Annotated in this window: 9 protein-coding genes; 1 reads left to right on the forward strand and 8 read right to left on the reverse strand. The window is 43.3% G+C overall.

Features of this window, described 5'->3' with window-relative positions:
- Window positions 1-42: 42 nt before the first annotated feature.
- The 4 genes from pgmB to NSQ29_RS24285 form a co-directional block, all read right to left on the reverse strand.
- Window positions 43-678 carry a beta-phosphoglucomutase gene (gene pgmB, locus NSQ29_RS24270; RefSeq protein WP_341126302.1) on the reverse strand — a complete coding sequence of 212 codons (636 nt, stop codon included), beginning with the start codon at window positions 676-678 and terminating at the stop codon, window positions 43-45.
- Window positions 675-2,375 (reverse strand): glycoside hydrolase family 3 protein, encoded by a 1,701-nt coding sequence (locus NSQ29_RS24275; RefSeq protein ID WP_341126303.1) that lies wholly within the window; start codon window positions 2,373-2,375, stop codon window positions 675-677. Before NSQ29_RS24275 ends, pgmB begins: the two co-directional genes overlap by 4 nt.
- Before the next feature lie 29 nt (window positions 2,376-2,404).
- Entirely contained in the window at window positions 2,405-3,754 is a 1,350-nt protein-coding gene (locus tag NSQ29_RS24280; protein WP_341126304.1) for a glycoside-pentoside-hexuronide (GPH):cation symporter, read from the reverse strand.
- A 206-nt stretch (window positions 3,755-3,960) separates the two neighbouring features.
- On the reverse strand, window positions 3,961-6,495 hold the full coding sequence (locus NSQ29_RS24285) for a GH39 family glycosyl hydrolase (RefSeq protein WP_341126305.1): 2,535 nt from the start codon (window positions 6,493-6,495) through the stop codon (window positions 3,961-3,963).
- 234 nt (window positions 6,496-6,729) lie between these two features.
- On the opposite strand from NSQ29_RS24285, the gene NSQ29_RS24290 reads away from it, so the two are divergent.
- Window positions 6,730-8,307 (forward strand): carboxylesterase/lipase family protein, encoded by a 1,578-nt coding sequence (locus NSQ29_RS24290; protein ID WP_341126306.1) that lies wholly within the window; start codon window positions 6,730-6,732, stop codon window positions 8,305-8,307.
- A gap of 103 nt (window positions 8,308-8,410) precedes the next feature.
- Here NSQ29_RS24290 and NSQ29_RS24295 read toward each other — a convergent pair whose 3' ends face one another.
- The 4 genes from NSQ29_RS24295 to guaA form a co-directional block, all read right to left on the reverse strand.
- Window positions 8,411-9,154, reverse strand: a complete 744-nt coding sequence (locus tag NSQ29_RS24295) for a GntR family transcriptional regulator (protein ID WP_339268616.1) — start codon at window positions 9,152-9,154, stop codon at window positions 8,411-8,413.
- 128 nt (window positions 9,155-9,282) lie between these two features.
- Window positions 9,283-10,461: a phosphopentomutase gene (gene deoB / locus NSQ29_RS24300; protein WP_042184699.1), complete on the reverse strand. Its 1,179-nt coding sequence runs from the start codon at window positions 10,459-10,461 to the stop codon at window positions 9,283-9,285.
- Window positions 10,462-10,590: 129 nt separating this feature from the next.
- On the reverse strand, window positions 10,591-11,304 hold the full coding sequence (deoD, locus tag NSQ29_RS24305; RefSeq protein WP_379426044.1) for a purine-nucleoside phosphorylase: 714 nt from the start codon (window positions 11,302-11,304) through the stop codon (window positions 10,591-10,593).
- Window positions 11,305-11,546: 242 nt separating this feature from the next.
- The gene (gene guaA, locus NSQ29_RS24310; protein WP_341126307.1) at window positions 11,547-13,085 is read right to left on the reverse strand and encodes a glutamine-hydrolyzing GMP synthase; all 1,539 of its coding nucleotides are present in this window, start codon (window positions 13,083-13,085) and stop codon (window positions 11,547-11,549) included.
- Window positions 13,086-13,205 lie beyond the last annotated feature (120 nt).

Genomic DNA, 13,205 nt, shown 5'->3' on the forward strand with positions numbered 1-13,205 from the left:
TCGACTTTTTAAGTCTATTCCCACTTCATCATTACTTTGTATTTAGATCAGCTTGAGCAGTTGATCTATTCGTTGAAGCGTAAAGGTCGCTTCCTTGCTGTTCACCGCGTCACCTACCGCCGCAACTTCCATTCCTGCATGGACGCCTGCTTGCACTCCGGCTACCGCATCTTCGACAACCAGGCATGCGGATGCATCACATTCCAGCTGACTTGCCGCGAGCAAAAATACTTCCGGGTCCGGCTTGCTTCTTGAGATTTGATTACCGTCGACTACGACGGCGAACCAATCTAACAAGCTTACTTGTTCAAGAATGAACCGCGCATTCTTACTGGAGGACCCTACAGCGGCGGCGACCCCCTTCACCTTTAATCCTTCCAAGGTCTCCGTTACACCGGGTAAGATGTCAGCAGGTGAAAGCTGCTCCAGAAACTTACGATAAATCGTATTTTTCTCCTCTGCTAACGATTGCTTCTGCTCATCTGTAAATTGTTTGTCCGAAGCACCGGATAAAATAATATCCAGACTCTCCATGCGGCTCACACCGCGCAATCGGTTATTGACACCCTCATCGAAAGGAATGTTCAGCCGATCTGCTATTTGCTTCCAAGCCTTATAATGAAAATGATCCGTCGATACCAGTACACCGTCAAGGTCAAATATAACGGCACGCATCATAGTCTGGCTTCCCAATAGCCGCAGAACGGATCGACCGGATTGGTTCCTTTAAATTCAGATTTGCCTTGGATTTTGTCAACGATCGCATTCAAGGAATATTCATTTCCTGAGTATGCATTGATGAACGTCGGAATACGCGGCACATCCTGCAAATGGAAAGGGTTCGCCACGGATACGAACATCGTTGGCAATTCTTTAATAAACCATGGAATATCCCCACCATATGGCGGTGTATAGTTAATACGCAGATCTGTCTTATTACTCGCTGTCGCGTAGTTCGCGAAGTAAAGCGCGAAGTCATATTGTTTCACATAATCCCGAACCGACATGAACATGGTTTGCATGTCCATCGGATCATGGACGGTAACTTCAAATCCAGCATTCCGCAGCTTCTCTACGAATGGCTTATGGGTTCCTCCCGCGGAGAAGCTTCCTTCCTCATCACCTAACACGACGAGCAGCATTCTCTTATGCGTTTCCGGTGTAACCGGTAGTAATTGCTGCGTATCTTTCACTAATGTTACGGATTGGTCGGCGCAAGCCTGTGCCCATTGGTGATGTTGCTCAGAACCAATGACCGCTAAAGCTGACTCATCAGGAACCAAGGTATTCGTACGAGCTTGCTCATGCAATCTTAAAGATGCCTTCAAGCCAAGAATACGCGTTACAGCTTGGTTCAAGCGTTCTTCCGTCAGAATGCCGTTACGAATGCCGCTTAGCATATACTCTAGATCTTCCTCGAAGTTCCGATTGAAGAGGAAGATATCGCATCCCGCAGCAATCGCTTTTGGTACAGCCAGCTCACGACGTTCTGCTATTGTAAATCCGGCCATTAACGTGGCATCACTGACGATAACACCGTTAAAGTTCAGCTTCTCGCGCAGCAAATTTTGTAGAATTTCTGACGACAACGAACTTGGAAGCAAATCCTCATCCTTTAATTGTGGATTAAAATGACGTTGATAGGCTGGCTGCATAATGTGTCCGACCATGACCGTATTAGCACCTTCATCAATTAACGTCTGATATACATGTCCAAAAGTCGCATCCCACTCTTCTGTGGAGAGTGAATTTATAGATGTCAGTAAGTGCTGATCCCGATCATCGACCCCGTCACCCGGAAAATGCTTAATCGATACCGCCATACCGTTCTCGTGGGCTGCCTTCATGTAAGCAAGTCCCATATCAAGCACGGTCTCTGGACGATCGCCGAAGGTACGAACATTCGTAATCGGATTGCGGAAATTCATATTAATATCGACAATTGGTCCAAAGGACCAGTTCAATCCCACGGCTCTTCCTTCACTACAAGCCACAGTCCCTAGCTTATACGCCATATCCGGATCATTTGTAGCCGCCACTTGAAGCTGCTTCCCGAAGTAAGTGCCTTCCGTTGCAACCCCATCTCCCCCATTTTCCAGGTTCGCTGCGAGAAGCATCGGTATCTTACTGTTCTCCTGCATGGATTTATGCGCTGAGCGGATCTCTTGCGCTGGACCCGGACGATACATTAATCCGCCTGGCTGGTATTTTTTCACCATATCGATCAAAGCCGCGTTGTCACCCATCCCTACCGGGCAAAAGAGCTGTCCGACTTTTTCTTCTAACGTTAAGCCTTCTAATGTTTCTTGTACCCATGTAATATCTTGTTCGTTCAGGTTAAATGGTTTCTTCGTCAAATCTACTTGATGTAGCATATTGTTTTCTCCTCTCGATATCCTTGAATTTATAATGCAATGTTATTGCGTGCTTTCAAATCTGCTAGCATTTGACTCTCATCTTTATCTAAGGTATAGAACAATAGTGCGGTAATGGCTAAGACGTAACAAACAATAGGAATCCAAATAAAATTTAGTTCGATGGCCCGCAATGCCGAAGCCGTCTGCACTGCTCCCGCTTTATAACCGCTAAGTCCAAGCATCCAGGCGGATAACGCGCCGCCAATACCCATACCGAACTTTACACCGAAGCTTGAGGAAGCTGTCAGCAAGCCTTGTGCACGAACCCCTGTTTTCCACTCGCCGTAATCCACGGTATCCACGATCATAATGAACAACAATCCGCCTGCAAAACCGCCACCAAGACTAACAACGACGCTTCCAGTTATTAGTAATGTGATGCTGCTCGCTTGATCTCCCATGAACATGATCAGTTGACCGATAATTGAAACGATTAATCCGAATATCATGATATTCCGTTTACCTAATTTTTTGGTTAAGGACGGCACGATGACTAAGGTCAAGATCATGACTAGGTTCAAGCCCATTACCATTGGAATCAGGTCAGGTCTTTCAATTTTATACGTGAAATAATAGGTTGTCGTCTGGGTCTTCATGATGTTCGCCACCCAGAAAATAAAGTTTATGAATAACATGATGGCCCACGGCCAATTGCCTTTGATCGCTTTCATGCCCTCTTTGACCGGTAAAGATTTCTGAGAAGAAGCGGATACTACGCGCTCTTTCGTATTGAAGAATGCATTGATGAACAGCACAAATGCAATTGATGCAAAAATGATCATCGTCCAGGTAAAGCCTTTGGCATCATTGCCTTGCCCTAATTTATGAACAATCGGCAATGTAAAGGTCGTTACGGCAATCGTCCCTACCATGGCAAACAGGACACGAATCGTACCAATAACCGTTCTCTCTTGCGGATCACTCGATAGACTGGGCAGAATAGAAGTGACCGGCAAATTGATACCTGCATATAGAATCCCTAACAGGATATAGGTCACGTAAGCGTACACAATTTGTCCCGACGGACTAATATCCGGTACAGAGAACGTTAGCACAGCGATAACGGAAAATGGCAAGGCTAACCATAGGAACCATGGACGCGATTTTCCCCATCTGGTATTTGTCTTATCGATCATGATCCCGAAGAAAGGACTGTCAAAAGCATCGATAACCCGGGCGATTAAAAATAAAGTACCTACAGCAGCCGCACTCATTCCGATCGAATCTGTGTAGTAGAACAACAGATAGGTTGTTACTACTTGAAAGACGAGATTGGATGCAGTATCGGTAAGTGAATAGCTGATTCGTTCAAACCATGGTACTTGTTTGGTTGACATATGTGTTTACCTCCTGCTCATTATCATGCTTTCATTATAGTAAGCGCTAACAACAATAACTTCCCGCTATTTATCCCTGTTCCATCGCAAATTTAACCTCTTTGAAACCTACTTAAGCTTTGTGGAATTGTAGTAAGGTCAAATATGAACCTGTCAGAGGACAAAAAAGACCCCTACATGCCTGCTAGGGGTCGATTTATCATAGATTAGATTCTTTTCATTTCATACAATTGGACTTCATGCGGTGAAAGTTCTGCTTTGAGATTAAATTGCTGATCGATGAGTTGAACGAAAATTTCCCGTTTCGGAAGACTTACACTCCTTAGATAGGAAATATCCTCCGAATGAAGATGTACGGGGTGTCCCATGTCCACCCAACGATCGTAGGAGCTGCCCCATTGGCGGTTCAACACTGTTTTGCGAATCTGATAGCTGCCTGGCGCAAGGCCCGACAATTCCAAGGTAAGCTCGAGCGGATCGTTATGCTTGAAAATGCGATAGCGATCGTATTCATTCAAATGAGAGACATCATTACGACGATACAAGGCATCTGTATGTACATAATGGAATAAGAGCACCTGAATCTCATTCCCTTGTCTCGTAATACAATAGTTCTCGCCGCGCTGGATCATCTCAGAACCTAATTTGGCAAGCATTTGATAAGCGTGATAAGCAGCTTTCTCAATCCCGTTGTTCGTCATCAGCCCGAGTCCACCGTGAAACACTTGATTCGGCACAAGAAACTCTTCCAGAAAATCTGTACTCGTCCAATAACAAAGACTATCCACTTGGTCGATCGTATCGATGACGTTCTTCACGATATAAGCGGATTGATAGCATGTATCATGAATCAAGTCTCGTTGGTTGCCGCTCGAATTCCACTCCGTCAAGTGAATTTCCTTGATAATTGCTCCGGATTCAACAACTATATCACGCGCTTTGACGATGACTTGCGATAAATAATCTTCAGCCGCCGACAGTGTCCAATATTTCGACATTTCCTCTGCCGTCCAAACGAATTCCTCCGACATCCCCCCATCGAGCTGCATGGCATCATAAAAAATCTGATCGAACGGGTAGCTATGGAACGATATAAAGTCGGGCAAACAATGGTTTTGCATGCAGAAGTACAGAAAATCCTGTAACCAAGTATCATTAAGAATCGTTGGAGACAACAAGCTTGGCCCCCCCATTCTAAGCTTGGGATACTTCCGGATCACTTCATGGGTTGCCTGATAGAAGGTGAAATACTGCTCTTGAGTCCCGCTCCAAAAGGAGATGACATCAGGTTCATTCCATACTTCAACATACCAAGTAGTCACCTCTTCAACGCCGTATCGCTCGATACAGTGGTCAATCAGTGCTTCGACGAGCCCCATCCAGCGCGTTAATTGATTGGGATAGCTGACATTGCTCTTTTTCACGAAAATTGTCGCATCACCAGACGCCAGCTTCGAAGGCATAAACCCAAGCTCGATGAACGGCTTCAGGCCTATGCTCAGGAAAAAGTCAAATAGCTGATCCACATAAGTAAACAGATAATACGGCTCGCCTCGTCCGTTCTCATGATACACCATCATCTCGTCGTCGAAGATGCCATGAAACCGGATATAGGAGAACCCGATATCCTTCTGAAGCTGGATGAGCTGCCGCTGCACCTCTCCGAATAAACCCTCTTTCGCTTTGCCAATCGAAGTCAATTTTCGCCAAGTATGCATAAGTGGCGTTGAAGTATTTACATCGAGGTGGATGCTCTCTGTCTTTACGACCATTTTATCTTGCATAATAAAGTTGGATTCCTGAGATTCGCTCGGCAAATATTTGAATAGCTCCTTGAAGGCATCCTGTTGATTCATTTCCAGATAATTAGGAGTCTTCGATGCTCTGGCATTCGCATAAGCGGACATATCTCCCGCGCGCTTCGCGCGATACTCTCTCGGAGTTGCTCCGTAAAACTCTTTGAATACCTTATTAAATGATTTGATACTGGGAAATCCGTTATTCAGCGCCACTTGGGTGATCGTTAAATCACTGTAATTCAATTCATCTAAAGCATGCTCCAGACGCACACCGTTAAGGTATTGAGAGAAGGTCGTACCCAAAAACTTTTGGAAAAATCGAGACAAATAGTGCACCGACAAAAATTCTTGCTCAGCAATCTCTGTTAAAGAGATCGGCTTCGCATAATTATGTTGGATGAACTCGGTAATGGCCAAGAGGCGATCCATGAACTTCACATCGGATGATGCATCTTTGCCCTGCAAAGGCTTGGAATAATATTTAACAAGATACGCCATGAGCCGGAACAATAAACCTTTCAGCTCCAGTTCATAACCCAGTGCTTGTTTCGTATACGTCAGCATCATGTACGCCAACATCTGCCGGATCGGATCGAACTCGATCTGATGCTGATGGTCGTATAGATAAGAATCACAATGGAACTGCAGCTCTTTAATTACTGTAAACTGCTCTTCTATATAAGAATGAGACACCTGCAGCGCTAAGATCAAGCTGTTCTCATCGCCACTGATCGAATGAACCTCCTTCGAATTAATAACGGTAATGGCTGATTCGTGCAGAAGATGCCGCTCTTGTTGCCGAAACAACTCGATCGTGCCCTTTAGGACAAAAATAATCTCTAAATTTTCATGCCAATGCATCTGCACATGATTCGGGCGATGAAGCAATAACCGGAACGGAGTATAACGATTGGTTGTAATGACCTCATAGGTAGTTTTCATATGGACATTATTCCACATTTTTTTCGTACTTAGCAATCAGCTAGAGGGTGGTGATGATTTCTGTTGCATAAGGGAATCTTGACTTTTTTATCATGATTATTTTCTTATCCTGAGACCAGACCTGCTGACCTCCAGAAAAGAAGCAAAGAATAAGGATAAAGCAGATAAGTTTCCTATATTTTTCACTAACCTACTTTTATTATAATGGGGCTATCTGATGTAAGGAGGATTTCCATGATGACAGCAAAAAATTTCGTATGTTCCTCAGCAGAACCCATTGTACAGACCAAAGCTGGAAAAATGAGAGGCTTTCAGGTCAACGGCACTTATACCTTTCACGGGATAAAGTACGCAGATGCCAAGCGCTTCCAGATGCCCACAGAGGTAGCGCCTTGGGAGGGAATTAAGGATGCACTCGCTTACGGTTATGTGTCTCCCATGTTAACCCAGGATCAGCCTCAAATGGAAGTGCTGGTTCCTCACCGTTACTGGCCTATGGATGAGAATTGTCAGTATCTGAATATCTGGACTCAGAGCCTTGAACCGCAGGCCAAAAAACCTGTTATGGTATGGCTGCACGGGGGCGGTTTCGCAGCTGGCTCTTCTATTGAACAGGTAGCTTATGAAGGAGACAAGCTTAGCGAGTTCGGTGATGTGGTCGTAGTAACCTTAAATCACCGATTGAATATTCTGGGATACATGAACCTGTCTGCTTTTGGAGATAAATACGTCAATTCCGCTAATGCCGGAAATGCCGATATGGTAGCAGCTTTAAAATGGATTCAGGAAAACATTACAGCTTTCGGCGGCGACCCGGACAATGTGACCATCTTCGGACAGTCTGGTGGCGGTATGAAGGTATGGACACTAATGAATACTCCCGCAGCAGACGGCCTGTTCCATAAGGGCGTTATCCAGAGCGGATTAATTGATGGGTTTTTGGACACCCGCAAGACCGATAGTACCGCCATCGTAAAGGCACTGTTGACAGAGCTTAATTTTGGCGAGGTAGAAGTAGAAAAATTGGAAGCGGTTCCTTATCCTCAGTTAGCTGCAGCATATAATAAAGTTGCACCAGCACTCGCAATGCAAGGGGAATACATTGGCGGTAATCCTATGCCTAATGAATTCTATGTAGGCGATCCTAGAGAGGTGGGCTTTACCGAGCATGCGAAGACCATTCCGGTATTGATTGGTAGCGTATTTGGTGAGTTCGCTTTTGGTCCCGGTGTTCCTAACAAGCAGGACGCGACTGAGGAAGCCACCATGGAGATGCTGTCTCAAAAGTATGGCAGTCTTACGGAGAAGCTTGTCACACAATTTAGGGAAGCGTATCCGGATAAAAACTTGACTGACCTGCTATTCTTAGATACCTTCTTCCGTATTCCAACCAAGGACTTTATTGAGAAGAAGTCCGTACACGAGGAAGCTCCTACCTACTCCTACTTATTTGCTTATGAATTTCCTTTTGAGGGCGGCAAGATAGCATGGCATTGCGCTGAGATCCCTTTCGTATTCCATAATACGAAACGTGTTCCCGTGTGCCTCATTCCGGGAGTTTCCGATCGGATGGAGGAGCGCATCTGTGGGGCATGGGTAAGCTTTGCACGCTATGGCAATCCTAACATCCCTTCCCTTCCCCAGTGGCCGGCATGTAAACCGGGAGATGAGGCTACCATGATTTTTGACCGCAACTGTGTAGTAAAGCATAATTTTGATCATGCATTGATGGATACTTTATTGAAAACGAACCCGAAGCTGCCTTTCCTGCCAAACAATGAGGCCGAAGAAGAAGGATTTATTTTGCATTAAGCAATCACCCCTCGAAAAACTCTTTGATTCGGGTCAAAAAAACTCCCTTCTGTCTGCTAAATGTCGCAGATAAAAGGGAGTTTTTCTAATCCATTATTATTGGTTAACCTTTAGACATATTTAATTTTAAATTTGAGAACTGCTGTGGGATATAAAATTTATTATACATTAACGGATAATCTGGCTCTGTTTTGTCGTAAAGGGTTTCTAGTAGCAAAAAGCACTCGTTCTGCCCCATTAATTTATCTTTCCGATCTGCTAAGTTAACGGTATGCGTATATTTTATTTCAATATTCCCATGGTTAGCGTCTACATAAGCCTGATTCTCTAGAAAATCCAGCATTCTCTCTTTACTATCAAGATCCAAAGATAACCTCTCTACTGTTTGCATAGACATAAAAGTAAAAGCGTAAGCATGTAGCTCTCCTCCTACTCTATACAAACGTTCCAAAGCTACAACTGTAGCTGATTCTCTTCTTAATACTTGTTTGGTATGTTCCGTTTGCGGGTCCAGCCGATAATGTAGATCTACTTGGTCAAATGCGCTTATATGACATTTATGCATGGGGTTGCTCAGTTTCTCTAATTGAGTATCCTCTTGGTTAAAAGAAGATTCAAGTACAAAGTTCCCCTTACCACGAACATTTCTTACTAATCCATCATCTTGCAAAAGAACTAAAGCTTGCCGTAAAGTAGCGCGACTAACCCCTAGTTTTTTGGCTAAATCTGGTTCTGAAGGAAGCTGGCTACCTACGAGGTATTCTCCTTTGTTAATCTGAAGAAGAAGCTCATCATATACATTGATATAAAGCGGCCGTTTCAATTTATCTAGTTTATGCGTGTTCATTCATCTGATGTCCTTTTCTCCCCATTATGACACATCATTTTTCAAGCGACAAGGAATGTCATTCTCTGCTTCAATCGCAACGTAAAAACCTCCAAAAAGAAACTTTGGAGGTTTTTATGCGATATCAATTATTTAAGAAATGGCAGGAAAGACTCACCGTTGTCTGGCATATCAACATCAAAGTTATCTGCTATAGTCGCACCGATATCAGCAAAGGTATCATGCTCAGGTAATGCCCCACTGTCCTTTAATTGCTTGGAATAGACTAGGACAGGAATAAACTCACGAGTATGGTCTGTACCAGGGAAGGTTGGGTCATTTCCATGGTCAGCCGTAATGATTAACAAATCATCTTCTCGGATGGAATCGAATACCTCATCTAATCGTTTATCGAATTCCTCTAGTGCTCTTCCATAGCCTTCCGGATCACGACGATGACCGTATAAAGCATCGAAATCAACTAAATTCAAAAAGCTCATTCCAGTGAAATCTTTCTTAATTACATCAAGCAGTTTATCCATACCATCCATATTGTCTTTTGTACGAATGGATTCTGTAACGCCTTCACCATCGAAAATATCATTGATTTTACCAATGGCGATGACATCATAACCTCCGTCTTGCAAGCTATTCATAACCGTTTTATGAAATGGTTTCAAGGCATAGTCATGACGATTGGAGGTTCTCGTAAATTTCCCGGGTTGGCCTACATAAGGTCTGGCAATAATACGACCAATTAAATAGGCAGGGTCTTTGGTGATTTCCCGAACCTTTTCACAAATATCATATAACTCTTCTAATGGGATGATTTCTTCATGAGCTGCAATTTGCAGAACCGGGTCAGCAGAGGTATAAACGATCAGATCCCCTGTTTTCATTTGATGCTCGCCATATTCATCAAGAATAGCCGTTCCACTTGCAGGTTTATTCGCTACTACTTTTCGGCCAGTTATGTCCTCGATCTGTTTAATTAATTCGTCGGGGAATCCATTTGGATACACATTAAAAGGTTGATCAATATTTAAACCCATGATCTCCCAATGACCTGTCATTGTATCTTTCCCGACTGATTTTTCCTGTAATTTAGTATAATAAGCAAGTGGTTTCTCAGCTTTTGGAACACCCAAAATTTTTTCAATATTAGATAGACCCAATTTGGCTAGGTTGGGCAGATTTAATCCATTCATATGTTCTGCAATGTGTAATAGGGTATGGGAGCCAACATCGTTAAATTGATCCGCGTCTTTTCCTTCTCCAATGCCTACTGAATCCATCACGATTAAATGTACACGTTTAAATTTCTTCATTCTACTCTCATTCCTTATCTAGTAATTAAAAATAATATAACCGGAACGACTTTACATAACAGGCTTCCAATATCTCATGCTGTATAAACTTTATATCGTTTACATTAGTTTCACATAGAAGGAAAGCATTTATGCTAACTCTAATGCGATCTCCATCATTTTAGTAAATGCAGTTTGGCGTTCCTCCGAAGTGGTCTGTGCTCCTGTAATAAGATGATCACTCACTGTTAGAATGCACAGCGCTTTTACACGTGCTTGGATAGCGTTCCAATAGAGGGCTACAGATTCCATTTCAACACCCAAAATCCCTACATCCTGCCACTTTTTATTAGCTGCCTGATCCGCATTATAAAATATTTCACTGGATAAAATATTACCAATATGAACCTTTTGTCCTTTATCATCTGCTATTTTCTTAGCTTTCTCCAAAAGCTCAAAAGAAGCCGTTAGTGGATATTGTCCAGGTAAATTATATTGATGACCATAATTGGAATCCGTTGCAGCTCCCATACCAAAAATTACATCGTATAGCTCAATGTTTTCTTGCATTGCACCACAGGTACCAATTCTGATTAAATTCTTAACTCCAAATACATTGATTAATTCCCAAGAATAAATTCCCATGCTCGCTGGACCCATTCCCGTACCCATAACAGAGATTTTCTTCCCTTTGTAAGTACCGGTATATCCTAACATTCCTCTTACCTCGTTAAAGCACTGGTAATCTTCTAAAAAAGTTTCCGCAATGAACTTAGCTCTTAAAGGATCACCAGGCAACAGAATCGATTCAGCGATCTCTACCCCGTTCGGTTTAATATGAGGTGTCTCTTTGGAAATAGTCATCATTTTGATTGGCCCCTTTAGTAGAAAATGTACTTGTTTATCTTGTCTATTTCTTAGACAAGTACAATTTATCATAACTTTTCGAGGGTTGCAAGCCCTTTCAACAAAACGTGTTCATGAAAGATTTGTGAAAACGGCGTCTCCAGCACAACCCTTTACTTGAGAAATAAAAAAACTCTCTTTTATTTGCTAAATAACGCAAATAAAAGAGAGTTTTTTTGAAATCTATAGTTGCACCGATCCTATTCCCACTCGATTGTTGCTGGTGGTTTCGAAGTAATGTCATACACTACGCGGTTTACGTTCTCAACTTCGTTAACGATACGTACGGAGATTTTCTCAAGGATATCCCATGGGATACGCGCCCAGTCAGCCGTCATTCCGTCGATGGAAGTTACTGCGCGCACACCTACTGTGTAGGAATAAGTACGAGCATCCCCCATAACACCAACACTCTTCATGTTAGGCAGGGCAGTGAAGTATTGCCAAATTTCACGGTCTAATCCCGCTTTAGCAATTTCCTCTTGCAGAATGTAGTCAGAGTCGCGAACGATAGTAAGCTTGTCCTCTGTTACTTCACCCAAGACACGGATAGCAAGACCTGGACCAGGGAAAGGTTGACGCCAAACGATAGCACGTGGCATTCCCAGTTCTTCACCTAGTTTACGAACCTCATCCTTAAACAAGGTGTTTAACGGCTCGATCAAGCTGAATTTCATATCTTCTGGCAGACCACCCACGTTGTGGTGAGATTTAATTGTTTGAGCTGTAGCTGTTCCGCTCTCAACGATATCCGTATACAGTGTACCTTGTGCAAGGAATGCGAAATCTCCGAGCTTAGCCGACTCTTCGTCGAAGCAGTAGATAAACTCGTTACCGATGATTTTACGTTTTTGTTCAGGATCTTCAACACCTGCAAGCTTGCTCATGAAGCGCTCGCGTGCATCGATTTTCACGACATGAATATCGAATTTACCTACGAAGGTCTCCATAACACTTTCAGCTTCACCTTTACGCAAAAGACCGTGATCAATAAACATACAAGTTAATTGATCACCGATTGCACGGTGAATAAGCATTGCAACTACGGAAGAATCTACGCCACCGCTAAGTGCGCAGAGTACTTTTTTGTCTCCAACTTGGTTACGAATATCTTGAATAGCTTCATCAATAAACGATTCCATCGTCCATTTGCCGTCGCAGCCGCAAATTTGATACAAGAAGTTCGAGATCATCTCATTACCATGTACAGAGTGACGTACTTCTGGGTGGAATTGAACCGCGAACAATTTACGCTCATCATTGCTCATTGCCGCGATTGGAGCACTTTCAGTTCCTGCATTCAGCTTGAATCCTGTTGGAAGTTCAACCACATGGTCACCATGGCTCATCCATACCGTCTGACGGCTCTCTAGCCCAGCAACGAGTGCAGTACCTTCTTCAAAATCAATATCGGCTTTACCGTATTCACGTTTAGCGGAGCGTTCCACTTTACCGTCAAGTTGGTGAGCCATTAGCTGCATACCATAGCAAATACCGAAGATCGGTACTCCTAAATCATAGATCGCTGGATCTACATGTGGAGCATCTTCAGCATATACACTGCTAGGGCCACCAGAGAAGACAATCCCTTTAGGTGCAAGTGCTTTGATCTTGTCTACTGGCGTATTGTACGGCAAAAGTTCGCTGTATACTCCCAGGTCCCGAATTCTGCGCGCGATAAGTTGGTTGTATTGTCCCCCAAAATCGAGAACGACGATAATTTCATTTGGCTTATTCATTACGAGCCTCCCTTGATTATTGGATTCATTATACTCATGGTTAATTCTCATCGTCAAGGAAAGGAGAACACACTTCTCATAATAGGAGAGAGTTAAACTTCATGAAGAACATTCCTTTCC

The organism is Paenibacillus sp. FSL F4-0236 (assembly GCF_038000135.1).
GTDB lineage: Bacteria > Bacillota > Bacilli > Paenibacillales > Paenibacillaceae > Paenibacillus_AQ.